Source organism: Leptospira licerasiae serovar Varillal str. VAR 010 (genome assembly GCF_000244755.1).
In the GTDB taxonomy this organism is placed as follows: Bacteria; Spirochaetota; Leptospiria; order Leptospirales; family Leptospiraceae; genus Leptospira_B; species Leptospira_B licerasiae.
The window spans coordinates 124,631-148,658 of sequence record NZ_AHOO02000014.1 but is presented as its reverse complement, the minus strand read 5'-3'; the positions used below and the strand labels follow the sequence as shown (position 1 = coordinate 148,658).

Annotated in this window: 18 protein-coding genes, 2 tRNA genes and 2 pseudogenes; 15 read left to right on the top strand and 7 right to left on the bottom strand. The window is 42.1% G+C overall.

The genetic code is table 11. The features are described 5' to 3' along the window. Window positions 1-52: 52 nt before the first annotated feature. Window positions 53-1,954, bottom strand: a complete 1,902-nt coding sequence (locus tag LEP1GSC185_RS19220) for a CASTOR/POLLUX-related putative ion channel (RefSeq protein ID WP_010515986.1) — start codon at window positions 1,952-1,954, stop codon at window positions 53-55. A gap of 184 nt (window positions 1,955-2,138) precedes the next feature. Between LEP1GSC185_RS19220 and LEP1GSC185_RS19215 the strand changes: the two genes are divergently transcribed. Then, window positions 2,139-2,987: a hypothetical protein gene (locus LEP1GSC185_RS19215; protein ID WP_008593375.1), complete on the top strand. Its 849-nt coding sequence runs from the start codon at window positions 2,139-2,141 to the stop codon at window positions 2,985-2,987. Window positions 2,988-2,995: 8 nt separating this feature from the next. Here LEP1GSC185_RS19215 and LEP1GSC185_RS19210 read toward each other — a convergent pair whose 3' ends face one another. Beyond that, window positions 2,996-3,607 (bottom strand): TetR/AcrR family transcriptional regulator, encoded by a 612-nt coding sequence (locus LEP1GSC185_RS19210; RefSeq protein WP_008593442.1) that lies wholly within the window; start codon window positions 3,605-3,607, stop codon window positions 2,996-2,998. A gap of 154 nt (window positions 3,608-3,761) precedes the next feature. Between LEP1GSC185_RS19210 and LEP1GSC185_RS19205 the strand changes: the two genes are divergently transcribed. From LEP1GSC185_RS19205 to LEP1GSC185_RS19180, 6 genes are all read left to right on the top strand, one after another. Further along, complete coding sequence (locus LEP1GSC185_RS19205; RefSeq protein ID WP_008593298.1) at window positions 3,762-4,625, top strand: thioesterase family protein; 864 nt, start codon at window positions 3,762-3,764, stop codon at window positions 4,623-4,625. Between the two features lie 52 nt (window positions 4,626-4,677). After that, on the top strand, window positions 4,678-6,003 hold the full coding sequence (locus LEP1GSC185_RS19200; RefSeq protein WP_008593117.1) for a thiolase family protein: 1,326 nt from the start codon (window positions 4,678-4,680) through the stop codon (window positions 6,001-6,003). Between the two features lie 217 nt (window positions 6,004-6,220). Next, window positions 6,221-7,546, top strand: a complete 1,326-nt coding sequence (locus LEP1GSC185_RS19195) for a thiolase family protein (RefSeq protein ID WP_008593252.1) — start codon at window positions 6,221-6,223, stop codon at window positions 7,544-7,546. A 120-nt stretch (window positions 7,547-7,666) separates the two neighbouring features. Beyond that, the gene (locus LEP1GSC185_RS19190) at window positions 7,667-8,098 is read left to right on the top strand and encodes a YiiD C-terminal domain-containing protein (protein WP_010515980.1); all 432 of its coding nucleotides are present in this window, start codon (window positions 7,667-7,669) and stop codon (window positions 8,096-8,098) included. A gap of 297 nt (window positions 8,099-8,395) precedes the next feature. Beyond that, window positions 8,396-10,696: a neutral/alkaline non-lysosomal ceramidase N-terminal domain-containing protein gene (locus tag LEP1GSC185_RS19185; RefSeq protein WP_008593419.1), complete on the top strand. Its 2,301-nt coding sequence runs from the start codon at window positions 8,396-8,398 to the stop codon at window positions 10,694-10,696. Window positions 10,697-10,786: 90 nt separating this feature from the next. Next, window positions 10,787-11,332, top strand: a complete 546-nt coding sequence (locus LEP1GSC185_RS19180) for a glutathione peroxidase (protein WP_008593248.1) — start codon at window positions 10,787-10,789, stop codon at window positions 11,330-11,332. A 33-nt stretch (window positions 11,333-11,365) separates the two neighbouring features. Here LEP1GSC185_RS19180 and LEP1GSC185_RS19175 read toward each other — a convergent pair whose 3' ends face one another. Beyond that, window positions 11,366-12,064: a dienelactone hydrolase family protein gene (locus LEP1GSC185_RS19175; RefSeq protein WP_008593438.1), complete on the bottom strand. Its 699-nt coding sequence runs from the start codon at window positions 12,062-12,064 to the stop codon at window positions 11,366-11,368. Window positions 12,065-12,185: 121 nt separating this feature from the next. Here LEP1GSC185_RS19175 and LEP1GSC185_RS19170 point away from each other — a divergent pair, with 121 nt between their 5' ends. The 4 genes and pseudogenes from LEP1GSC185_RS19170 (at window position 12,186) to LEP1GSC185_RS19155 (ending at window position 17,586) form a co-directional block, all read left to right on the top strand. After that, window positions 12,186-13,043 (top strand): ChaN family lipoprotein, encoded by an 858-nt coding sequence (locus tag LEP1GSC185_RS19170; protein WP_008593085.1) that lies wholly within the window; start codon window positions 12,186-12,188, stop codon window positions 13,041-13,043. A 590-nt stretch (window positions 13,044-13,633) separates the two neighbouring features. After that, window positions 13,634-13,978, top strand: a pseudogene (locus LEP1GSC185_RS20375) (transglycosylase domain-containing protein); the annotation flags it as partial. Between the two features lie 55 nt (window positions 13,979-14,033). After that, a pseudogene (locus LEP1GSC185_RS19160) lies at window positions 14,034-16,004 on the top strand (transglycosylase domain-containing protein); the annotation flags it as partial. Next, entirely contained in the window at window positions 15,994-17,586 is a 1,593-nt protein-coding gene (locus LEP1GSC185_RS19155; RefSeq protein ID WP_008593075.1) for a hypothetical protein, read from the top strand. The pseudogene LEP1GSC185_RS19160 and the gene LEP1GSC185_RS19155, both read left to right, overlap by 11 nt. A gap of 15 nt (window positions 17,587-17,601) precedes the next feature. On the opposite strand, the gene LEP1GSC185_RS19150 is transcribed toward LEP1GSC185_RS19155, so the two are convergent. From LEP1GSC185_RS19150 to LEP1GSC185_RS19140, 3 genes are all read right to left on the bottom strand, one after another. Further along, window positions 17,602-18,918 carry an amidohydrolase family protein gene (locus LEP1GSC185_RS19150; RefSeq protein WP_008593136.1) on the bottom strand — a complete coding sequence of 439 codons (1,317 nt, stop codon included), beginning with the start codon at window positions 18,916-18,918 and terminating at the stop codon, window positions 17,602-17,604. 491 nt (window positions 18,919-19,409) lie between these two features. Further along, window positions 19,410-19,491, bottom strand: a tRNA-Tyr gene (locus LEP1GSC185_RS19145). A gap of 61 nt (window positions 19,492-19,552) precedes the next feature. Then, window positions 19,553-19,625 (bottom strand) — tRNA-Thr (locus LEP1GSC185_RS19140). A gap of 87 nt (window positions 19,626-19,712) precedes the next feature. Between LEP1GSC185_RS19140 and LEP1GSC185_RS19135 the strand changes: the two genes are divergently transcribed. The 4 genes from LEP1GSC185_RS19135 (at window position 19,713) to LEP1GSC185_RS19120 (ending at window position 23,090) form a co-directional block, all read left to right on the top strand. Next, on the top strand, window positions 19,713-20,096 hold the full coding sequence (locus tag LEP1GSC185_RS19135; protein ID WP_008593265.1) for a hypothetical protein: 384 nt from the start codon (window positions 19,713-19,715) through the stop codon (window positions 20,094-20,096). A gap of 18 nt (window positions 20,097-20,114) precedes the next feature. Then, window positions 20,115-20,939: a transketolase gene (locus LEP1GSC185_RS19130; RefSeq protein WP_008593123.1), complete on the top strand. Its 825-nt coding sequence runs from the start codon at window positions 20,115-20,117 to the stop codon at window positions 20,937-20,939. Window positions 20,940-21,140: 201 nt separating this feature from the next. After that, a complete protein-coding gene (locus LEP1GSC185_RS19125) occupies window positions 21,141-22,040 on the top strand; it encodes a transglutaminase-like domain-containing protein (protein WP_024864070.1) in 900 nt (299 codons plus the stop codon). Window positions 22,041-22,130: 90 nt separating this feature from the next. Beyond that, complete coding sequence (locus LEP1GSC185_RS19120) at window positions 22,131-23,090, top strand: polyprenyl synthetase family protein (RefSeq protein ID WP_008593220.1); 960 nt, start codon at window positions 22,131-22,133, stop codon at window positions 23,088-23,090. A gap of 98 nt (window positions 23,091-23,188) precedes the next feature. Here LEP1GSC185_RS19120 and LEP1GSC185_RS19115 read toward each other — a convergent pair whose 3' ends face one another. Beyond that, window positions 23,189-23,938 (bottom strand): LIC10920 family plasminogen-binding lipoprotein, encoded by a 750-nt coding sequence (locus LEP1GSC185_RS19115; RefSeq protein ID WP_008593395.1) that lies wholly within the window; start codon window positions 23,936-23,938, stop codon window positions 23,189-23,191. Between the last annotated feature and the right edge of the window lie 90 nt (window positions 23,939-24,028).

Genomic DNA, 24,028 nt, shown 5'->3' with positions numbered 1-24,028 from the left:
GTAAGAGCTTTTCCGCAGAAGTCCCATTTTACGAAAGAAGACAAGAAATAAACTAAGACTGGTCTTCCGATAAAACGATCAAAGAATCGGATTCATGTAAGGTAAAAAATTCCGATTTGTTTGGGATTAAATACACCCCGTAACCTTTGGATTCATCCGTTTCTTCCGAAACGATCCTGATTCCGAAACATGTTTCCTTCCTCTGTTGCGCCGCCAACATGCAGTCTGCAAAATTCACACGTTTTGGAAAATCCTCGAAATATAAGAATGCGGGCTTGAGATAGATCTCGCTTCCTTCCGGATCGAATAGGCTATCATATACTCTCATTACGTCCGGTTCTTGGGAGACTTGAGCCATCATCTTGGAGACGAATTGGTTGGAGATCAAAAAGTCCTTCACTCCGGTTTCCAAAACCAATTCGGTATTTTCTGAATTCATAATCTCGGTAATCAGCTGAGTTTCTATTTTTTTACCGCTTGCCTGGAGTTTTTTCTTAAAGTACTGGCGGAATCTTAGTAAAAGTGAAATGGTCCTTGCATCCACTTCCTCAATATTCTCCTTCTCCTCGGCCAAGAATATTACGGAATCATATTGTTCTGGAGAAAGTTTTTCCAAAATACCTTCTTGCGAAAGGTTCGCTATCAAGGACCTAAGTTTGATCCGAGGATACTTTGCCTTCAGCTTTGCAAGAGAGGATTTGATCTCTTCGTTTGACTCATTGATCAAAAGATCGATCTGGGAATCAGGAGAAGAGAATTTTGCGTATTCATCCACAATGATCTTACTTTTGGAATTCCAACCGATAATTAATTGTTTATCGATAGGTCGAGAAAGGGTTGTATTCGGGTAAGAAAGCGCCGGGGTCACAGCAACCACTTTCTCATCGAATTTTATCTTGGAATCGTCCTCAGCAAGAATGATCGCATCTTCTTCATTCTCTGGTAAATATTCCGGATTGGGATTTAAAATAATTTCTCCGTTGATCTTTCTAAAACCTAAAGGAACCGATTCCCTGAACCTAAATGAAATTTCGGAATAGTTCAAACCTCTCCAACCGCTTTTTGGATTATAGAAATAGATCTCATTTCCTTCAAAGCCGACCAAATTAGAATACACGATTGCAAGACCGGAAGTTCTGGAAGTTTGTACAAGCAGTTTAGAAAGAATACTTCTTTCATCCATAACCAAAACCGATCCGGAAAGATCCGAAGCAATATTTCGGTTCTCTAATCCGTGAAGTTCCGCGACTATGGGAGGAAGTCCGGATTCCCCATTTAACGCAACAAGTGCCATTATGGATTTTAGTACTTTTGCATCTCCGATCGATTTACCTTCTGTCGATTCTTCCGAACCGGACGGATTCAAGATGATGATACTTTTTGCTTTGGAAGCATTTACTTTCTTTAAGGAATGAAGATGGGAAGGTAATCCGGATCTTGTGATAATTTTAGTGGTCTTAGTGTCTTCCAGATTTTCTGAGAGGAAATCGTCCATTTCTTCCTTATCTAGGTCTGCAAGGATGACTGTGGCCTTTCCTGATTCGGAAGAGTTTGCTTCTATCAATTCCCTTAATATTTCAATGGTCCTTATTCCGAATCCTAAGATCAAAGTATGATCCGATTCTAAAACTTCACTTTTTCCTTTCCTGAGTTCTTGTATTTTCTGGTCGAATTGATTTGTGATAAATGCAACTAGGCTGGAGAATAGAACCAAACCGGAAAATACGCTTAATATGCCGATCACCTTATTGAACCAATTAGATTCTCCATCTTCCGCAACAGCTCCTGCATCAGAGATTTGAAGGAATACTCTCCATAAGAAATCTCCGGATTCTTTAATGGATTCATCCGGAAAGAAAAATGCTCCAAGCATTCTCACTAAAGATAAGGATATGAACGCTCCTAAGAATAAGGTCATCAGAGCTGCAAATACGGACGCTCCTCCCCTAGACATAAAATTATCGAAATGGTATCGGAGCTTTTTGAAAATGCTGATTTTCTCTTTCATGAAGGCTGAAGATTAGTCATAGAATCCTCTATTTCAAATCTAAAATCCTAAGACTGGAAATTTATTTTTAAAAGGAATGGATTTTGACCGACAGAATTCAAGGAGTATGAAACACTCGCTCGATTAGATTATGGCTCGTATCTCGTTCTTTTTTCTTAGCAGTATATTATTCCTATTCTCGTGTAATTCTCCCCAAGTAACCGCTTATCAGGAACATAGCGAACACCATGAGTTTATCGGAAGTTGTTTGGATTTTTTAGCCGGGAGTGATTCTTTCGTTCCTCTGACTGACGCAGTCGCGCTTGAGGAATTACGACATTCCGCCGAAGAACACAGTTCAAATAGTGTGATTATTGGGGATCTGTATTATGATTTGAACCAGAAAGAAGGAAGACATTTTTATCTAGAAAGTGACGGTTCTATCGCATATTATCGGCCTCAAGCTGTCGTACTTGGGGGATGGGAGATGATCCAGCATTTATGTGCACGTCATATTCGCTACGAAATAGAAAGAGGATTTGCGAGATCTTCTTCCATTCTGAAAAAGAATCCAGCTTCAATAAAAGAGGCGGAGACGCTTGCCGAAAAAAATTTGATCCTATATTTGAAATTCGCGGAAGCTTCTAAGGGGAAGCCGAGCCATATTAGAAATTTTCTTTTCATTCCAGTTTCTAGATTCTTAAAGAAAGAGGGCGGGATTTATTTTCCCTCCTGCAATTTGATGGATAGGATGAAGGATCCGATCATTTACGGGTTACAAAGTGCAAAAAGGAATCCGGAAACAATGACTGCCTGGACTCAGATGATGCTGGCCGTCACGAATTTTTCAGCAACTCATGCTCAGGAATGTAAGGTAAGTGCGGAAAGTCCTTTAAAACTTTTGCATGTAGAAAAAACGGAATTAAGAGATGTAATAGAGGAGCCTCAAAAAAATAAATCTGCTTCTAAAATCAAATTCGGGTCCAAGACCAGACGATGAGTTAGACTTTATTTAGCGGTATATTCTTCAAAGATCTCTCTAAGACTATCTTCCATTTCTCGAATATAACGCAGATCTTTGGTCATTCTCCAAAGAGTAATAGAACCGTGATACGCCATCAATACTCTTCTGGAAACATATTGAATGTCCATTGTTCTGGAAAATTGTCCGGAAGCAACTGCGCGACTTAGATAATCTCGGATCATCTTAGTCCATTTCTCTGCGATACCTTTTAGGAATTCAGTGTATTCCGGATCAGCATCCATGACTTGATTTGCAAAACCTGCAAACGGATCTCCGAAAAATTCATGATGACGGATCTGTCTTTCCTTCAAGATCACCCAAGCTCTTAAAAATTCTTGGACTTCCGGATATCTTTCCATGAGGGAAGCGAGATCGGAAAGAGTCTTTTCTTCCTGACGAGCAAGATAAGCAATCCCGAGTTCTTTTTTAGAAGGAAAATGATCGTAAAGACTCGCAGCAACCGAACCGGATTCTTGGATAATCTGTCTCATCCCGGTGTTGGAAAATCCTTGTTTATAGAAAAGATCAGTCGCAGTATCCAGAATTCTTTCTCGGACACTGGCCCCGGAATCTCTTTTTTTTCTCTGAGCGGTCATGTGCTTAAATACGTTATTTTTTCAGTATTGCCTTAAAAACCTCGTTTCGTCAATAGAATTTGGGTTTAGCGTATAAAAAACCAGAACGAACGTTCTGTATTTTTTTATTGCCCCGATTTCCCAGGGGTCTAAGCTAGTGTCAGGACGGTTCAAAATGTCTGTTACGGAAAAAGAACAAGTCAGAACCAGATTTTCGGATCTAGATACTCAAAGGCATGCTACTAGCAGGACTTATGAAGACTCTTGTCTAGGGGATAGATATCGGATCTTAGAAGAAGCCGGTTATCCTTGGAAAAGAATGATCGAAGAATCAGTTCGATTACAAACCGTCGGGGCAGATATTCGTTTCCTTGCCCAACAAATGGAAAACATCGGGTTATCCATACGCACTAGTTATCGCTCCGGTGGGGACGGCCTGTTAACCTTCTCCCAAGAAGTTGTGGATCCAAACGGAAAAGTGGCAGCAGAGATCAAAACGTTAGCAAGAACGGAGAAGGAAGGAAAACCTTTCCAACTCATCGCAGCCCAAGATTCTTCAGAAGAATTAATCACTTCATTCGAATCCGTACCGTCTTTTTCCGGATCTTGCGAACGTACGCTAGCAGAAAGAGATCTCTTTTACTGCGAACGAAATCCGTTCGGTGACTATAATCCTTCTCATTACTGGAGACTACTGGAAGAAGGTCGCTGGAATTTTACCGCAGAATGCGGACTAAGCCTAGAAGATCTGGTCGCAATGGACACTACGCTTTTCTATATGGGAGGAAAGATACGTTATCGTAAACCTCTCGCAGCAGGCAGAAGAGCTAAAATACAAACCTGGATTCATAGTTTTGATAAAATTTGGAGCCGCATGAGACAAGAGGTCAGCGACTCCGAAACCGGAGAGATCCTGGCGGAATCCATGGATGATCTGCTCGTGGTATCCGTAAGTAAGTCTAGGCCTAAAAAACCCGGAGAGGATTTGCTGAAAGTATTCGCAAGGGTCACCGAATTCCCCGAAGGAGTTTCCAAATGAAATATTATCTTATTTTAATGAACGTACCAAATAAAAGGTCTGGAGAAAGACAATGAAACTCGATAAAAAATTGGCGATCTGTACGCCAAGAAGAACTCCCTTCGCTCAAATTGCGAAAGCTTTAGGACCCTATCCTGGCCATCACTTAGGTCGTATAGTGGCTGAAGATATTATTGCAAAGAGCGGAGTTAAAAAAGATCAAATCGACGGGATCGTAGTTGGAGAAGGTTTTTCTAACGCTCCGAATTCCGCCAGAGTGATCGCTAACCTGATCGGACTTAGAGACGAAGTTCCTTCGATTACAGTTTCCAACAACTGTGTATCCGGGATCGAAGCTCTTTCCGAAGCGGCTCGCCGTATTGTTCTTGGAGAGGGTGAACTTTTCCTAGTAATCGGAGAAGAGTCCCAAACTTCTATGCCTTTCGTTGTGAAAAACGCAAGATTGAACAAAAAAGCAGGATCTTTGGATAAACTGAAAAAACTGCTTCCTGACAATCTTCCCGAGGGAGTTGAACTTAGAGACACTCTTGAAGACGGACTAGGCGACGGAGAAACTTCTTTCGGAATGCAAGTAACTGCTGAGATCCTTGCTCAGAACTACGAACTTTCTCGCGAGATTACTGATAAACTAGCTTTCGAATCTTTCAAAAGAGCATTAGAATCTTCTAAAGCGGGAAAATACGCTCCATTCATTATCCCAATGAAAGACGAAGATGGAACCGAACTTACTATCGATGAGGCAGTCGGACTTCGCGAAGGACTTGTTGAAAATCCAAGCCGTATGGGAAGAGCAATGCTTCTTTTCGATAACCCTCAAATGAAATTCGACGAGTTCAAAACTAAATACTCCAAGTATCTTGAAAAAACTCACGGACCAACCGTTTCAATCTTTAACGCGAGCCCTCGTTCCGATGGTGCAGCTGGCGTTATCTTAACTACTGTTGAAAAAGCAAAAGCTCTTGGATTAAAGATCGAAGCAGTTCTTTCCGGATGGAAAATGAAAGGTGTAGATCCTAACTTGATGGGAATCGGACAAGCATATGCTACCGAAGCGCTTCTTTCCGACACCGGAGTTAAGATCGAAGACATAGACTATGTTGAGATCCACGAAGCATTCGCGGCTACTGCAGTTGCGGCTCTTGTTCAGATCGAAAAAGATACTGGTTGGAAATGGGAGCAAAAATTCGACGAGAAGAAGATCAACCCGAACGGTGGATCTATTGCGATCGGTCACCCATTCGGAGCAACCGGCATTCGTTTGGTGAATAACGCGATCATGGACCTTCAAGAAGATGCTAAAGCTAAAAAAGTAGTTATCACTGCTTGTGCTCACGGTGGGATTGCAGGAGCAATGCTCATCGAAAGATTCGAAGGTTAATCCCTAATTTTTGAATCGAAGTAAAACCCTGGAGAAGGAAACTTCTTCGGGGTTTCTTATTTTTTCGTCTCCGCATTCTCATTTTATACCTTTCTTTTCTTTCTTCTATTTACATGCGTGCTTTCCGGATATTTTGCTTTCAATCTTTCGGTCTTTATGGTCTAAATAGTGCATATACACCAATTTAGAATTTTTGGGACATACCGGGAGAAAAACGATGAAACTCGAAAAGAAACTCGCAATTTGTACACCTCTAAGGACTCCGTTTGCACAGATCGCAAAGGGACTAGGAGCTTATCCCGCCCATCATTTGGGAAAGATCGTAGCGGAGAGCATTATCCAAAAAAGTGGGATCAAAAAGGAAGATATAGACGGTGTCATAGTAGGGGAAGGTTTTCCAAGTTCTCCGAATCCGGCTAGAGTGATCGCGAATCTGATCGGGCTAAGGGATGAAATTCCTTCTATCACTCTTTCCAATAATTGTGTCTCCGGATTGGAAGCGGTTTCGGAAGCAGCAAGACGGATTGTTTTGGGAGAAGGAGAAGTATTTTTAGTGATCGGCGAAGAATCCCAAACCGACATGCCTTTTGTCGTAAAAAATGCCCGCTTAAACAAGAAAACAGGATCATTAGAAAAACTAAATAAACTTCTGCCAGACAATCTTCCGGAAGGAGTGGAACTCAGAGACACTTTAGAAGACGGTTTGGGTGACGGCGAAAATTCTTACGGAATGCAGGTGACTGCGGAAATTCTCGCACAGAACTACGAATTATCTCGTGAGGTTACGGACAAAGTTGCATTCGAATCATTTAAACGTACTTACGACGCTTCTACGGAAGGAAAATATGAGCCTTTTATCATTCCGATAAGAGACCAAGAAGGAAACATGTTAAAAATAGACGAGGCTATAGAACTTAGAAAAGGTCTCGTAGAAAATCCAAGTCGTATGGGAAGAGCAATGCTTCTATTCGACAATCCGCAAAGTAAGTTCGAAGACTTTAAGAAAAAGTACGGAAAGGATCTGAAGAGGACCCATGAGCCTACCGTATCTATTTTTAACGCGAGTCCTCGTTCCGACGGTGCGGCCGGAGTGATCATTACCACTGTGGAAAAAGCAAAATCTCTTGGATTAAAGATAGAAGGACTACTTTCCGGATGGAGAATGAAAGGTGTACATCCGAATCTGATGGGACTCGGACAAGCAGTTGCCACAGAAGGATTGTTGGAAGACCTACAACTCAAATTAGAGGATATGGACTATATAGAGATCCATGAAGCTTATGCAGCCACCGCAGTTGCAGCTATGGAACAGTTGAAAACGGATACCGGTTGGGATTGGGAGAAAAGCTTTGATGAGAAAAAGATCAATCCTAACGGGGGATCAATTGCGATCGGTCATCCATTCGGAGCCACAGGAGTTCGTTTAGTGAATAATGCGATCATGGATCTGCAGGAAGATCCGAATGCAAATCGTGTATTACTCACCGCATGTGCTCATGGGGGAATTGCTGGGTCGATGCTGATAGAAAGATATAAAGATTAATCGTACGATATGAAATTAGGAAACTCCAAAAGTTCGTTTTACAAACGAATCTAAGAATAAATCGATCATTCGATTTCTTTTCGGTTTGATGTAAAACGAACTAAATTTCTAACTAGGCATATGACAGAGAAATTTGACGTTTTGTCCATACCATTCAATGTACATATCCAGCTTTCCAGACCTAAACAGGGAGAGGATGCTCTCTTAGTCATGGAAGATAAACCTATCTATAAAAATCATGTCGGCTCGGGGCATGCAGCTGCGTTATTCGCTCTCGCAGAAGGAAGTGGAGGTGAATATTTACTTTCGCGAGTAGCCTCCCTCCCTTTCGAGATTATCCCAGTGGTTCGCAAGGCAGAAGTGAAATACAAAAAGCCTGCGCAAGGTAGAGTAGTTTCCAAGGGAGTGATCGACGAAGAAGAATGGTCTGCGTTTATGGCTCAACTCGAAAGAAAAGGAAGAGCGGGACTCACAGTAGGAGTGGAACTGTTTGACGAGACTCAATCGAATGTAGCAAGTTTTAGTTTCGATTGGTTTATCGCTAAGAAATAAGATTCTTTCTGAGCGAATACGAAAATCGGCCCAAGTCAGGAATGCGCGCTTGTATTCTTCCTTGGGTCGATCTTTATTGCAGATTGTCCGCTCTTGGTCCCACTTACATCGATGTACCGATCACTTATATTTTAATTATAAAATTACCGGACTAGTGCCCTATTTTCGTTCGAAATAAATTCAAAACTTATAATATTTATTTCGAACGCACGCGCTTACTTATATCTTTTTTAAAAATCGTTTGACCTTCTTTAAATTTCGGTTACGCCACTTCGTTGAACTGTGGAGGCAAGGGAAATGAAAAACATACATTCGAAATTTTTTACCTTGGCATTGGCTCTGATCCTCACTCTAACTGGTTGTGATCAGAAATCAGACGACGATAAATTATTGGAACTGGCCGTTTCTTCTAATGGAGTAAAGGCATCCAGCTCTAATACAATTCTTAACAGTCTTGCTTTACCTACATCTACACCGGCGGATGTGTTTTTAGTAGGCGCTGCAAAGGCTGACATTACGGGGCCTTTTGTGCAATCAAGCACAGGATATAATAGTCCAGGTGACGAGATGTCCGGTCTGGCTATGAGGCTTTATGCAAGGGCATTCGTGGTCGAACGTCCTGGCGGTGGGCGAGTGGCGATTGTTACCAACGACATGATCCATATGTACCAGAGCGTAAAGATGGGTGTCGTTAAAAAATTACAGTCAGACGGTTATGGATCTGCATTTAATAACGACAATATTCTTTTATTCGCTACCCATACACATTCCGCTCCTTCTAATATTTCTTGGTACACATTATTCAATCTATTCAACGGAGTGGTCGGTTTTGATAAGGTCCATTATAATATAGTAGTGAATGGTATCGCGGATTCTATAAAGGCAGCTTATAATAACAGAAGAGAAGCAAGGATCAAATTTATAGCAGGAAACCTTTCTAATTTTGCAAATAACAGATCTTCCGCCGCTTATGCTTGGAACTTAGATAAGGCAAACTATTCTTCAAATATAAACGAGACTATGAGCCTACTTCGTTTCGAAGGTACGGACGGTTCTCCGATCGGATTACTGAACTGGTTTGCAGTTCACGGAACTTCTCTCGGAATTACGAATCGTAGGGCGCACGGAGATAATAAAGGATACGCTTCTTACCTGGTGGAAAACGCAATTGGCGGTAACTTTGTGGCCGCATTTCCTCAGGGACCTATGGGAGATGTAAGTCCGAATACTCCCGATCCGAGCGATATTACGAAACCGTTCCTAAGACCGAACGATATAGATCCAAGCCTAGACGCGCTGGAAAACCCTATCGTTCACGGGACCAAACAAGGAAGTAAAGCATTAGAATTGTATAATGCGGCTTCGATAACGCTTACCGGAAATATCGGTTACAGACATTCTCACGTAGTTTGGAATAATAAAGTTGCTGTAGATCCTTCCTATATCGGGACCTTCTCTATGCCTTGGGATACGAATTCCGGGAATACTACCTGTGTCGCAACGATTGGCGGCGGATTTTTGGCTGGAGATGAAGAAGGCGCTCCGGTTGATTTTGCAAAAGAAGGCGAAATTCGTAACGACTTCGTATTCGAGAATGGCGCCTGGGTTAAAAAAAATTATTCTTTAACCAACTTAAGCGGAGCCGCTCAGATCCTGGGATATCTTTGGCCTCTTGCTCAATTGGCATTGGGTTCAACGAAGTATGAAGCTTGTGATAAAGAAAAATTCACTCTTCTTCCGGTTGGAGAAGTGGATACTTTCTGGTTTCCGAATCCTCAGGTGCCTTTTGTTCCGGTAGTTCTTCCATTACAATTGATCACGATAGGCAATACTGCGATTGTAGCTTCTCCTTTTGAGGTAACGACTAACGCGGGAAGAAGATTGAAAGCAAAGTTGACTACTACTCTTGCTGCGGCGGGTATCTCCAATGTAGTGGTAGGGGCTATGGCGAACGCTTACGCTCAGTATTTAACTACTCGAGAAGAATATTCCGCACAGAACTTCGAAGGTGGGTTTACCGCTTACGGGCCTTGGGCAAATGCAGCATTGATCCAGGAATTCGATCGGATCGCTAAAGATATAGTAGCGAATCGTTCTACGATCGCAGGACCGAATCCTCCAGATCTCTCTAACCAACAGTTTATACAAACTTGGTTATCTCAAAACGGTATAGTGAATGACGGGGGAGATTTCGGAAAAGTTCTAACCGATGCAAATTCTTCCTATAACAGGACTAAAGATACTGTGACAGTAAAATTCCAGGGTTCACATCCAAGAGTGGTTCAGGACAAAAAATTGGACGGATCTCTTTCTTCTTTCTACGATCCGAATACTTATACATATTTGGAAATCCAGAAGAAGAACGGAAATTCTTGGACGACTCTTGCAAACGATAATAATCCGTACACGGCTTATGATTGGGCAAGGACTGGTGGAGATCTTTCCGCTACATCGGAAGTAACTATCACTTGGTTGATCCGAAATCAACAGGCAGGCACATACAGAGTTGTTTATAACGGTTTGGCCAAACAGTTTTGGGGAATTTTTTGGACTTACAAAAAATTTACCGGAACTTCCAGGGAGTTCGTTTTGCAATAAAACGATCCTCTCTTAAAAAACCGGTCTCAGACCTAAAAAATATCCCGGAAACGGATAGACCTGTTTCCGGGATTCGGATATGATCTCATTATGACTTTCAAATCCGTTTTGATCTTTCTTTCCTTATTGATTGTTTCCTCATCTTTATTTGCGGCTCCTAAGGCTGTGTATGATTTTACTGTGAAGGACATTAAAGGAAAGGATGTGAATCTTTCCAAATACAAAGGTAAGACCTTACTTATCGTAAACGTAGCTTCTAAATGTGGGTATACCTACCAATATGAGAACTTGGAAAAAGTATATCGCAAATATAAGGAGAAGGGTTTTGAGATAGTCGGCTTTCCTGCTAATAATTTTCTCTCCCAAGAACCTGGTAGTGATGCGGAGATAGAACAATTCTGTAGAGTGAAAAAAGGCGCCACCTTCGATATGATGTCCAAAATTTCCGTGAAGGGAGAAGACCAACATCCTTTGTATACCTATCTTACTTCTAGTGCTCCGGATCCGGGCGACGTTAAATGGAATTTTGAGAAGTTCCTGATCTCTCCTTCAGGTAAGATCGTGGCAAGATTTCGCTCCGGAACAGAACCGGACAGTAAAGAAGTCACGGATGAAATTGAAAAAAATCTTAAATAGAGTCGCACTGTAGGAGCTCCTACAAATTGCATTCTACACATGTTCTTTCAAAAAAGCTAATGTGATTGCCCAAGCTTGAGCAGCGGAAGTTTTATGATACGCCGCTCTTGCATCGCAGAAGAATCCATGTTCGGCTTCTGAAAAAAATAATTCCACGAAATCTTTTCCCGAACTTTTTAGCAATCCGGAGATTGCGGCTATATGCGTTTGTTTTACGCTTCTGTCCTTGCCTGCCCAAACCAAAAGTAAGGGCGCGTTTTGTTTTGGAGAATATTCTTCCGAGGTTTGGACAATCCTAGATCCGTAATACGAAACTGCTGCTTTGAAAGTGAAAATTGAATTTGCTAAAAAGGAAACCCATCCTCCTAAACAATAACCGATACTTGCAATCCGATCCGGTATACTTTTAGGATTTGTTTTGATCCAGTCCAAAACCGCATTCAGATCCGAATGCAAATTTTCAGGAGTTAGTTGGCTGAAATGAGGCTTTAATGCCATGAAGTCTTCGTAACTTCCTGCAAATCCGGGAGGAGCGGTCCTATAATAAAGTTCCGGAGCGACCGCGAGATAACCTTGCTTAGAAAATCGGACCGCTACATCTTTAATATGATCGTTTACTCCGAACGCCTCTTGTAATACTAAGATGCAAGGAGAAGGAGAAGAATCCGGATAGGCTACGAATGTTTGCATTTTTCCATGAGCGGTTTTGATAGTAACGGTTTCCGTATTCATTATCACCTCGATAAAAGCAGGTAGAATGATCCGATCGTTTGCTTCTTTGTCGATCGATTTACAACCTTCTAATATCTATTAAGTTCTTTCTTTTTTTCTTTCAATTTTCACACTGAGCTCCATGGCGGTCCGTATTTTCTGGTTCCTTCTTCTTTTCCCTTCTTTCCTATTTTCCCAAACTTTTAATCCTGAAATTTACGATTCAAAAAGTAGATCCAAGGTGGAGCTTTCGTCTATCGTCGAAAAGGCGAAAGATGCCGATGTCATTATTTTTGGAGAGGAACATAACGATAAGGTAGGCCACGCTTGGAAATTGGATGCTTTCAAGAAGTTGGCTTCCGTATATTCTGCGCTTCTTTCCTTGGAAATGTTGGAGAAGGATCAGCAAAGATCCGTGGATGAATACTGCAAGGGAGAGATTACCGAAAGAGGTTTTCTGAATTCGGGAAAATTTTGGCCGAATTACCAGACGGATTATCATCCATTGGTATCTTTTGCGAAAGAAAAAAATCTACCTGTGCTTGCGGCTAACGCTCCCAGAAAATATGTGAACCTAGTGTCTCACCAGGGTCTGGATTCTCTGTATAAGATCAGGTCTCCTTTTCTTCCGCCAAGATATACTTATAATTTATTCAGACAGAAAGAATACGAAGAACTTTTATCCGCGATGATCGCAGAACATTCTCCTACGGGATTTTCTCCAGATAAACAAAAGTTTATAGATGCTCAATATGTTTGGGATACTTCTATGGCCGACTCCATCGCAGAAGCATATTTTTTATTAAAAAGAAAAGTCGTACATGTGAACGGAAGGTTTCATTCCGATCGAGGTTTAGGGCTGACATATAGGCTGAAACAGATGGGCCTAAACGTTTTAACAGTCAGCATTTTTCCCTCTGAAGAAGGCAAAAATTTTCAGGAAGAAGATTGGAAATTGGCGGATTTCCTGGTCATCACCGAAAGAAAACCGGTACCATAACACTTTCTTGCTTGTAGGGTAGGCGGATCTCTCCGACATTAATAGAGATGTTGGAAACCAAGGTCCGCACTCTTACAGAAACTAAGTTTGAATGCCTTTCTTGCGGAACTGTTTCCAGGCTGCCGGAGGGAGTTCCTACAGGAACTGTTTTCAAACTCACTTGTTATCGCTGCGGGCAGAAGGCATTAGTCAAATACGTATCTTCTCCACTTGAGCTGATCGAAGAGAAACCGTCTCCCAAAGAGGAGATACCGGTGCCACCTGTTGGAACTCCAACATTTCAGGAAAGAGAACGAACTGTCGTTCGTCCTATACAAAAAGAGACTCCTAAAGAATCCCCACTAACAGGTATTATAGAAGATTTACAATCCAAATGGGAAAACTGGAAAGAGTCTTGGTCTAAAAATCCTTCAGAAGATCGTCCTTGGTTCCAGAAGGTCAGGACCGAAACGGAATACCATAGCGCATTCCATCGCCCGATCAAAACTTTATCTGAAAGATTATTAGAAAAAAGTAGAAGGTTCCAATTTCCTAAATTTCGTCCTAATATCTGGCTTATCCTTATTCCTCTACCTTTAGCATTGGTGTTCCTGATCTTTTTCTGGATGGGGGTCATTCAAAGAGAAGCCGAAGTCCCAGGTCTATTAAGTATTTTTTATATTCATCAACCTACCGTCATTTACGATAGAGACGGCAGAAAAGTATCCGAAATTTTCGGCAAAAAGACAAGCAATTTAGAATGGGAAGCTTATCCTGAAAACCTGAAAAGAATGGTCCTTCTTGTGGAAGACCGAAGCTTTTTCTCTCACGGAGGGATCCATTATTCTTCAGTGCTTCGTGCTTTTTTCGTAAACGTTATTAGTCTTCGATTTAAACAGGGCGCTTCTACGATCACTCAACAGTTAGCTCGTATACTTTTGAACGATCGCGAAAAAAGTTTGGGAAGAAATCGTATAACTTCGTATAATGTATGCTATACGAAGTTATTACGACCTGAAAAGAATGGTCCTTCTTGTGGAAGACCGAAGCTTTTTCTCTCACGGAGGGATCCATTATTCTTCAGTGCTTCGTGCTTTTTTCGTAAACGTTATTAGTCTTCGATTTAAACAGGGCGCTTCTACGATCACTCAACAGTTAGCTCGTATACTTTTGAACGATCGCGAAAAAAGTTTGGGAAGAAAGTTGAAAGAAGCGCAACTTGCTTACGCTTTAGAATCTTCTTTAGACAAAGAAAAGATCCTATTACATTATATGAATAACGTGTATTTGGGTCATGGAGCCTTCGGATTTGCAAGCGCTTCCGAGTTCTATTTTGGAAAAAAACCGAAAGATCTGAACGTGGCGGAGATGATCGTTCTGGCTTCCTTAGCATCCGCTCCAAATCGTTTTTCTCCATTAAAAAATCCCGATCTATCTTCCGGAAGAGTAGAAGCGATTCTCCGATCTCTGGAGAACGATGGCGCATTAAAAGAGGATCTGAGACCTGCGATCCAAGATATTTACCAAGCGTTTAATACTCGTTCTCCGGGAGAAACTGTATATGGAAATCGTAAGGATGATTCTCCATACGTAACAGAGCATGTCAGAAAATTCCTCCAAACGATGTATCCAGATACGAATATATACGAAAGCGGAGGATTTTCGGTTTATACCACGATTTCTCAACCTGTTCAGGCCGAATTGCAAAAAGTTGTCAAAACACATGTGGAAAATCTTTTAAAAAGTGGACAGGTTAGACGAAACCGACTCACGGAGAACGGTAAAAATGCGGATGCAGCTCCTTTCCGAAATTTAGTCGCGGAACTTTCTCCCGCATTGGAATTATTCATAGATACAGATCGATTTGTGACCGGAGGAGATAGCGGACTGCAGGCGGCGGTCGTGGCTGTGGATCCTCAGACGGGGGATGTTCTTCTTTTACACGGAGGAACTGAATTCAAATCGGATAACCAATTTCCGAGAGCTACTGGAATGTACAGACAGACAGGATCTACGATCAAACCGATCCTGTATTCGGAAGCGATCGATTCTGGGATCGCAAATCCGGCGACACATATATTAGATGCTCCTTTGATCTATAAAAATTCGGTCTCGAATTGGATGCCTGAGAATATTGGAAACCAATACGACGGAGATATCTCCCTTAGAATTGCTCTTGCAAAATCTAAAAACACTGCTGCTGTCCAAATTGCTGAAAAATTAGGATTAGGCGAGATCTCCGCTGCCTTCGAAAGATTTTTCTTTCCGGATGAGAAAATATTAAAAAACAGATTTAGGCGAGATCTTTCTTTGGCATTAGGGTCCTTGGAACTTTCTCCTTTAGAGATGGCTTCCGCATATTCCGCATTTGCAAATGACGGAAATATAGTCAGACCGCATTTGATCGAAAAAGTGGTAGATAGAGCGGGTAACGTGGTCTACCAGAGAAAGGATCAGGACGAATTCAATCTGAAATGGCCTCAAACCAGAAAAGCGATCACTCCCCCTACTGCAGAGATTATGGTGGATCTACTACACGGAAGTGCAAATCACGCAGGCGTACGGAACACAGGCTATAGGGGAGAGGTCGCCGGGAAAACAGGAACTACGAACGAGCACAGAGACGCTTGGTTCGTAGGTGTAAGACCCGGGATCTCCATGGCAGTTTGGTTGGGCTACGATTCTCCCGGTTTTGGAATGGGAACTTCTGCGTTAGGCGGAACAATTGCAGCTCCTTTATGGGGAACGATCGCTAAATTATTCGATACCGCGGAATCAGGCGATAAGGAAGAAAGAAAAAAATACCAATACTCTCAGAGAGCTGTGAGTATGGAAATCTGTCCCGAATCCGGAAAACTACCCGGACCCGATTGTCCTAAAAAGACCAGCGAACTATTTCATCCATCTCATCTTCCTACGGAGACATGTCCTCTGACACATAAGTCCGATGCAAAGCAGGAGCTTTTGAAGAATGTTTTCTAAAAGAAAGAACGCCGCTCTTTTCTTTCTGACATTTTTCCTTTTTCCGAGTTTAAGCTTCGCGGTTTCCTACGAAGAAGCTTACGAACTCGAAAAACTTTCTCCCATTTTTGCAATTCCTTTATATGAAGAAGTAGTTCGATCTTCCGGCACTGGCGACTTTAAGAAAACTGCATCTTCTAGGCTCTACTTTCTATATGAAAAGTTTAATAAATACATTCCGGCTATCCAATACCAAACAAGGGCAGGAAGTTTAAAAAACAAAAAGGGAGAATGGTCTTCTCTCGTAAAAACGTTATCGGACGGATTAGGAGTCACACCGTTTTCCTTGCTGGCGGTCATAAATTCTTGCTCCAAGGAAACTCCGGTTTGGGAACCTCCTGAGCCTACCGTGCATCCGGAAACGGGAGAACTGATACAGCCGACACCTCCCGATCCATACAGAGTATTATCCAGAAAAGAAAATCATTCACTGATCCGTCTTTGTTACTCTCTAAAAATGAAACAAAGAGATTTCGAAGGATGGGATAATGTGTTCTTCTATTTATTCTCCAAAGACATTCTGACAAAAGACGAAGCGCTTCCGCTTTGGGTAGGATCTTCGATACAATCCGGAAAAGGTACGCCATATAAGAGAGTATTTTTATCCGGAAGATTCAAAGAGTTAAGTAACGAATCCAAATCGGACCTTTTGTTTTTGTACGCTAAGTTCTTAAGACATAACGGAAAATTCGAATCCAGCACCAGATACTTTCTAACAAGCGGAACCTATGCTTCTTCCAAAAGAGCAAAATGGGAGACTGCAAAAAATCTGCTGATCATGGATAGAAAGAAAGAAGCCTGCACAATGATCGGAGATTCTTTCAACGCAGGCGACGAATCCGAGATATTAATGAAGAAGATCTGCCAGTCGAACAATTCGGATTGGATACAAACATATCTTCCCGCCCTAAAAATTCTAATGAGAGAAAATCCTGATCCTGTATTTGCTTATGCGCTTGAAGGCGGCGGAAGAGAATCGATCGACTTATTTTTAAAACAAGTCGGCTCCAAGACCACGGACAAAGATGACGACTCCGAAGAAGATTCTGAATCGGCGGATATTCTAAATAAACTAATCCCTCCGGAAAGTAGAAATAAGTTCCCTTTCTGGGATGCACGAGATAAAGAAGCGGATCTAGTCGTTCCGGACAGAGCGAAATATTTATGTAAGGTAATACGTAGACCGTTCTTTGGAACTCCATCCATCCAGCCTCAGTTCTGCAAAGAAGTTTCGCCGGGAAGTTTAGAGACCTTACTTTCTATCGTGGCGGAAGAAGAGGAAGAAGCGAGCTTTGCGTTTGCAGATCCAGCTTATCTTCCTCTTTCCATAAAATGGATCTGGAAAAGTACTACCGAACCGGAATCAAATGGCGAACCTTCTCTACAGAAAGTTTTAGGTCCTTCTTCCGAACCGGGTCCTTGGAATCTGGAATATATAGTATATCGTAAAGTTCTAAATCGTGCTTATGTTGAGATCCGCATGAAGGACAGATACTTTGTGGTTTCCGTAAAACCTTCTTACGTGATCTGGAATAAAAATTAAGAAATTTTACTCTATTTACTGCTGCAGACCTGCACGCCAAACTGTACGAATAGATAAAGTATCTGAAATATTCTGAAGAGGATTTCCATCCACCAACAGAAGATCGGCTCTTGCTCCAGGGAAAATTTTACCACGATCATTTAAACTAAATCTGCGGGCTGGAACGGAAGTGGCGGCACGCAATGCTTCGATCGGTTTAAATCCTGCAGAAACCAAAAGTTGCAATTCATGGTGAAGACTAGCTCCATGAGCAAGACCTCCAAGATCTGCGATCGGTTCGGAAACATCACTTCCTGCTAATATATCCACTCCCTCTTTGTGAAGAGCCATTACACTTTCAAAGGAGTCTTTCAATTTTCCTTTAGAGTAAACGTTCATGTTTTTGGATAGAGCTTCTAACCACTCTTTACTTAGTTTAGAACTGACACGTTCGTCTGCGACTAACGTGCGAGGGCTATTTCCGAAAGCAGTGGAATGAGTGGTCAATGTCGGAACGACGAATGCTCCGGAAGATTTAATTGCAGAGACCAATTCCTTATCAGGTTTCTCGTCAAAGAATAAATGCGCCAATCCGTCCACTCCTGCAGAGATTGCTCTGCGGCCTCCTACAACGGATGTAACATGAGCGATCGCCATTTTTCCATGGCGATGTGATTCATTTACTGCAGCGATTAGAGTCGTATCGTCAATCACCGGAAGTCCAGGAGTGCCCACTGTTTCACCATCTTCTATAATGATCTTAATAAAGTCGGAACCTTCTTTTACTTGTTTGTCCACGAATTGAACCGCTTCTTCCGGAGAGGAAACGAAAGGATAACGATAAAATGTTTTTAGGAACCAATTACTGCTCAACTTCATATATTGTGTAGGATGTCCGCCGGGCGGAGTGATCCCCATGCCCGCAGAACGTATATCTGCAAGATCATTCCGATTTGCAATTTGCCAACGTTCCCAAAACATCCATTGCCCGGTCATCTCCAGTTCAGTAGTGACTCCGAAAAGAAGAGCATCATGTAAACCATCTATATCCGTATGAACATGAGAGTCTATCAGCCCGGGCATCAACATCCCGCCCTTTGCATCTACGACAGTAGCACCTTCCGGAATATCTCCACCAATTGTTTGGATATGATTCCCTCTGATGATCAGTGTGCGATCTTTGATCAACTCTTCTCCATCGAAGATGTTTGCGTTAATGATAGCGATTGTTTGGTCTTCCGAGACCGAAGAACTTTTACAGTCGCTCAAAAAGCAGCTGGTAGCCGTAGCTACAAGCAATGAAGCAACTAGTTTTAGAATATAGGCTTTATAATTTTTAATCAATCTGTTCATGTTCAAAATCACTTCAGGGTAGTAGTAGCACAAGGGAGAAGTAAGTTCTATTGTGCCTCATGAGACCCTGATTGAATTGCAGGTTCCATTAATTCATGATTTGGGCGACTCCCTCGCTTCGCGAGAGATCGCGCTGCTCCGGGTTCGCGCATTCGCGCTCATCCGGCCAAGCCCGGACTAAAGCCCTGCGCATCGCTGTCGCGGTTGTTGAGTGTGAAATTTTCTTTGATTGCAGTAGAATTTAGGATTCGCCGTTACGCACTTTGTATTGAGTTTAGCTGTATAAAAGGATTCGCCTCTACGCAGTCTCGCGTCGTGCTCGACTGGGCTCCGAGGCGTCTCGTTCGCGCCTTCGTCCATCGATGGACTTGGCACGCGTTTGCTTACGCTCTCTACGGATCGCTGCAAACGCTTTCGCGAACGATCTTCGAATCCTTCCAAGGAATTTCAGTATATTAGGATTTCGTTTTAAGGGGAAGGGAAAAAGAAATTGGGCAGGGAAGGATTCGAACCTTCGAAGGCTGGGCCAGCAGATTTACAGTCTGCCCTCGTTGACCGCTTGAGTACCTACCCGTTGTTGAGAGCCATTATTTTTGCTCAGGGTGGCTGGTCAATCTTATTCGGAAAATGAACGAGCTGCCTATAGGAATCGAACCCACAACCGTCTGATTACAAATCAGATGCTCTACCAATTGAGCTAAGGCAGCGTTCAGAGACAGTTTTCGAAACCATTTTGTCGGGTCAATCGATTAAAAAGGATTTTCTCCTAGTTTCGAATATTGTCTTTTGGACAGATGTCTCTTTTTCTGATCAATACAGGAATGACTCTCTCTATCCTATTTTTTTACACAGGGTATTGGTTTCGTTTTCGGAACAACCGACTTCATCGGATTTTTAATTCGGGAGGGATTCTTTTTAATTTAGCGACTGCGCTTTATTTGCTCGGCTTAAAGTATTTGGGAGAAGGGATAGAACAGTCAGGGCTTATCGCCACTGTTGATAAACTGTATATAGATATTCATAGAGCGGTGGCGGCTATTACACTTATTCTGATGTTACTCATGGGTTGGTCCGGGCTAACTAGAAAAAAAGAATTCCATAGGAAGCTTCATTTTATTTTTCTACCATTATACACACTCGTTTATCTCTCGGGACTGTTTTTGTTCCGTTCGAATTAATACGGAGCCTTTGCTACCATGGAAGAAACCAAAGAAATCAAAATATTCGCCAATAATATCCGTAAAAACGTGATCAAAATGGTCACTGCAGCAAAATCCGGTCACCCGGGAGGTCCTCTCGGACTTGCGGATATCTACGCAGTATTATACAAAAAGGTCCTAAATCACAAACCTTCCGATCCTGATTGGGAAGATAGAGACAGACTTATACTTTCCAACGGTCACGTCTGCGCAGTACGTTATGCAGCTATGGCTCAAGCCGGTTTTTTTCCAGAGTCTGAACTTCTTACTTTTAGGAACATAAACTCTAAGTTACAAGGACACCCTTCTACCCGTTACTTAAAAGGGATCGAAAGTTCTTCCGGTTCCTTGGGCCAAGGACTTTCCATTGCAGTAGGGATCGCTTTAGGAGCGAGGCTTTCTAAAAAAGACTACAAAGTATACGCATGTATTTCCGACGGAGAATGCGGCGAGGGAATGACTTGGGAAGCAGCACAATCCGCTGCTCACTACAAAACGGATAATTTGATAGCGTTTATGGACAAAAACGGGATCCAGATCGACGGGTTCACTAAAGACGTAATGAATCTGGAGCCGCTGAATAAAAAGTTTGCCGCATTCGGATGGAATGTGTTAGAAGCAGACGGTCATAATGTTGAAGCTATTATCGCTGCGTTTGAAAAGGCAAAAGCTCATAAGGGTTCTCCTACCATTATTCTATTCGAAACAGTATTAGGAAAAGGTGTCTCCTTCATGGAAAATAATCCGGGATGGCATGGAACTCCTCCGAATGCGGAACAAGAAAAGAAAGCGCTAGAAGAATTAGAACAAGTAACTGTTTAATCCACTCGGGTTAGAGAAAAAAAATTTCTAACCCGAATATTCCACGTAACATAACAAAAGTCGCATTTGTTTTTTCCGATCACTTAGACAAGTGCGTTCGAAAAAGATGGAAGACATAGTTAATTTATTGTGCTCATCCTTTTTTGTTTAGATCTTTCAGATCCGAATTGACTTTCGTTTTTGAAATCCGATTTTATAGATATGCAATCCTCCGATTCTTTCTTCGGCACAGTTCCATTTCCTCCGGACAAGATCGAGGACAAGTTTTATCAGTTAGAGTTTTCCTCTCTTCAAGATAAATCTAGGATCATAAAAGAGATCGCAAGTATGATCCCTTGGCAAGTCAGAGTTCAGGAAGTTGCAGATGAACTAAAAGATCCGACTCTCAGGGTGTTTGCACGTTCCGTAAGCGCTGCAGTCCATTCCGAAAGGATCAGTTATCGTTATTCTATCTTAGCGGAAAAAGGGCATCCGAATCATTACGATGATTTGGAAGAGGGTGTATTCCTTCTTTCTTCCGTAATTGATTCGGATCTTTCTTATTTGGAGTTCAGGACTTATTTGGATAAGATAGCAATTCGGGTCGAAGAGTTAGTCGATCTAAACGAAGATCTCGCTTCCGACGAAGTTAAAGTGCATTTTTTAACCAGAGTGCTCTCTCAGGAAGAGGGTTTCGGCGGAAATCACGACCAATACGAGGATCCGAATAATTCTTATCTTCACAAGGTGTTCTCTTCTAAAAAAGGGATACCTATTTCTCTTTCCGTTATTTATCTTTTAGTGGCTCATAGATTAAATTTACCCTTATATGGGGTAAACATGCCTTTGCATTTTTTATTACATTTCGAATCTTCCGAATTCCAAACCTATATAGATTCATATCACGGCGGGGTGATGTTGGATCGTTCCACCTGCATTCGTTTTTTGAAAGCGAACGGGTTCCAGGCTCACGAAAGATATTTCACTCATGCAAGCAGTTTGACAATTCTCAAAAGAATGTTCCGTAACCTGATCCATATCTACCGCAAAAAAGAGGATAGAGATATGGAAAAGATCCTTTCCCGTCATCTTCTCGCCCTGGATAATAAATGGAAACCTTGACCATTATTTGGTTCCGAACTTCTCTCCTCGCGCCCTTTACTGCTTGAGCCAAAAATTCGTTTCTAAATACTGTCGTAACAGGAAACCCGCGTGAAAGCAAAAGGATTGAAGGATCTCTTAGTCCGTAAGTTCGATAAAAAACTAAAAGATATCATAGACGAAGATCTGCGCATTCTGGCCGAGATCAAAGAATATACGATTCGCTCCGGCGGAAAAAGAATACGTCCTATTCTACATTATTGCCTCTGCAAGATCCTGGGCTATAAAGGAGATAAATACTCCGACGTAGGTGCGATCGCGGAGCTCATCCATGCGGCCAGCCTTCTTCATGACGATGTAGTGGACGAGGCACAGACCAGAAGAGGTATGCCAAGCGTTCCCTCTAAATTCGGGAACAAAACTTCCATCCTTGCAGGAGATTATCTTCTGGCATGCGGGATTGATCACCTAAACAGCTTAGGTTCTCCCGATCTGATGGATTTATTCACGACAGTGATCAAGGATCTTTCTGTCAGCGAGCTCATTCAGATGGAATGGGAAAAAAATCCGAAAATTACATTAGATATTTATAATAAAGTTGTATACGGAAAAACCGCTTCCCTATTCGGAGCGGTCTCGGAAGCGGCTGGAATATTAGCGAACGTCCCTAAAAAGACCAGAAAAAAACTACATGAGTTCGGGATCCGCCTAGGTTCCTTGTTCCAGAAACAAGACGATGCGATCGATTATTTTCAGGCGGGGGACCAAACGGGCAAAATCCCTCTAAAGGATTTTCGTAATGGTCTGTACACTTATCCGATCTTGAAACTAATGGAAATTGCGGACAAGAACGATAAAAAATTGGCTCATTCTTTATTTGCAAAGGAAGAACGGAATTCTGACGACGACCTTGTCATTCTATCCTTATTGAACAGATATAATATTCGAAAAAGTTTGAACAAAGAATTTGTCTCGGATGTCGAGGGCCTGCTAAGTTTCTTAAAATCGTATCCTGAATCCAATGAAGGTAATTTAGTTAAGGAACAATTCCGTAAATTGATGGAAGTCTGATTTTAGAGATAGCTACCATCCTTCTTCTTAACTTATTCCATAAAAAAAGCCGCGGTGTTACCACTGCGGCTTTTTATTAGTTCTACGCAAAACTCAAATTACTGACCGGTACTGGAGGAAGAACCGGAAGGGATTGCGTTACTTGTACAGTTAATATCACCTTTGATAGAAACGGTAGGACCGCTAGCAGTATTCGTATTATAACATTTTAAACCGTCTTGGGTATAACACATACTGGAAGAAGTCGCGGAAGTACAATTGATAAAGTCCGTAGTATAGCATTGGGTCAAGGCAAGACCTGCGGATCCGGTCGTTACTTTGTTTCCGACTAAGTCCAAGGTAACAGTCAAGTAGGAGAGAGCTTGGGTGCTGGAAGTTCCAGTATCCACAGGCACTCCGCTTCCTCCCCAGAAAATTTTTCCATAGTTTGCAACAACCGGAGAAATTCCCAATAAAGGTAAGCCGGAGAAGGAAAATCCTTGCTGAGCGTCTACCGTTCCTTGGTTTTGAGTAGCGTCGTACACAAATTTCAAGGTCACGAATGCTCCAGTGGTAAAATACATCCTGGAGTTGATCGTAAATAAATTCGTAGTTGAGCCTGTACTTGTTGTAGAACCTGTGCTTGTTCCGCTCGTGGAACTGGAATAAGGAGTCGCAGTTCCACAGTTGGAGGTTTTGTCCTTATCGATTTCTCCTTGGATAGGAAAGGTGGAACCGTCGGTTCCTGTGACAGTAAGATCTACTTTATTTGTATCACCGGTATTGCAGGACACAAGCACCGCGACCGTGGCGATTAGGCCGACAAATGCAGGAAAAAATTTGGAAAGAAACGGTTTGGAGGACGCCATAATTCTAATATCTATCTTCGGAAAATCATGGTCAAGAATGAAATCTTTGGAACGAAAACTCGACCAGTTGGGCCTTAGACCCTGAAAACT

Excerpts from the sequence above, each read along its gene's own strand:
- LEP1GSC185_RS19215 (WP_008593375.1), top strand. The coding sequence starts at position 2,139 with ATGGCTCGTATCTCGTTCTTTTTTCTTAGCAGTATATTATTCCTATTC.
- LEP1GSC185_RS19130 (WP_008593123.1), top strand. The coding sequence starts at position 20,115 with ATGGAAGAAACCAAAGAAATCAAAATATTCGCCAATAATATCCGTAAA.
- LEP1GSC185_RS19180 (WP_008593248.1), top strand. The coding sequence starts at position 10,787 with ATGACTTTCAAATCCGTTTTGATCTTTCTTTCCTTATTGATTGTTTCC.
- LEP1GSC185_RS19155 (WP_008593075.1), top strand. The coding sequence starts at position 15,994 with ATGTTTTCTAAAAGAAAGAACGCCGCTCTTTTCTTTCTGACATTTTTC.
- LEP1GSC185_RS19135 (WP_008593265.1), top strand. The coding sequence starts at position 19,713 with ATGTCTCTTTTTCTGATCAATACAGGAATGACTCTCTCTATCCTATTT.
- LEP1GSC185_RS19220 (WP_010515986.1), bottom strand. The coding sequence starts at position 1,954 with ATGTCTAGGGGAGGAGCGTCCGTATTTGCAGCTCTGATGACCTTATTC.
- LEP1GSC185_RS19170 (WP_008593085.1), top strand. The coding sequence starts at position 12,186 with ATGGCGGTCCGTATTTTCTGGTTCCTTCTTCTTTTCCCTTCTTTCCTA.
- LEP1GSC185_RS19195 (WP_008593252.1), top strand. The coding sequence starts at position 6,221 with ATGAAACTCGAAAAGAAACTCGCAATTTGTACACCTCTAAGGACTCCG.
- LEP1GSC185_RS19185 (WP_008593419.1), top strand. The coding sequence starts at position 8,396 with ATGAAAAACATACATTCGAAATTTTTTACCTTGGCATTGGCTCTGATC.
- LEP1GSC185_RS19210 (WP_008593442.1), bottom strand. The coding sequence starts at position 3,607 with ATGACCGCTCAGAGAAAAAAAAGAGATTCCGGGGCCAGTGTCCGAGAA.
- LEP1GSC185_RS19115 (WP_008593395.1), bottom strand. The coding sequence starts at position 23,938 with ATGGCGTCCTCCAAACCGTTTCTTTCCAAATTTTTTCCTGCATTTGTC.
- LEP1GSC185_RS19150 (WP_008593136.1), bottom strand. The coding sequence starts at position 18,918 with ATGAACAGATTGATTAAAAATTATAAAGCCTATATTCTAAAACTAGTT.
- LEP1GSC185_RS19190 (WP_010515980.1), top strand. The coding sequence starts at position 7,667 with ATGACAGAGAAATTTGACGTTTTGTCCATACCATTCAATGTACATATC.
- LEP1GSC185_RS19125 (WP_024864070.1), top strand. The coding sequence starts at position 21,141 with ATGCAATCCTCCGATTCTTTCTTCGGCACAGTTCCATTTCCTCCGGAC.
- LEP1GSC185_RS19200 (WP_008593117.1), top strand. The coding sequence starts at position 4,678 with ATGAAACTCGATAAAAAATTGGCGATCTGTACGCCAAGAAGAACTCCC.
- LEP1GSC185_RS19205 (WP_008593298.1), top strand. The coding sequence starts at position 3,762 with ATGTCTGTTACGGAAAAAGAACAAGTCAGAACCAGATTTTCGGATCTA.
- LEP1GSC185_RS19175 (WP_008593438.1), bottom strand. The coding sequence starts at position 12,064 with ATGAATACGGAAACCGTTACTATCAAAACCGCTCATGGAAAAATGCAA.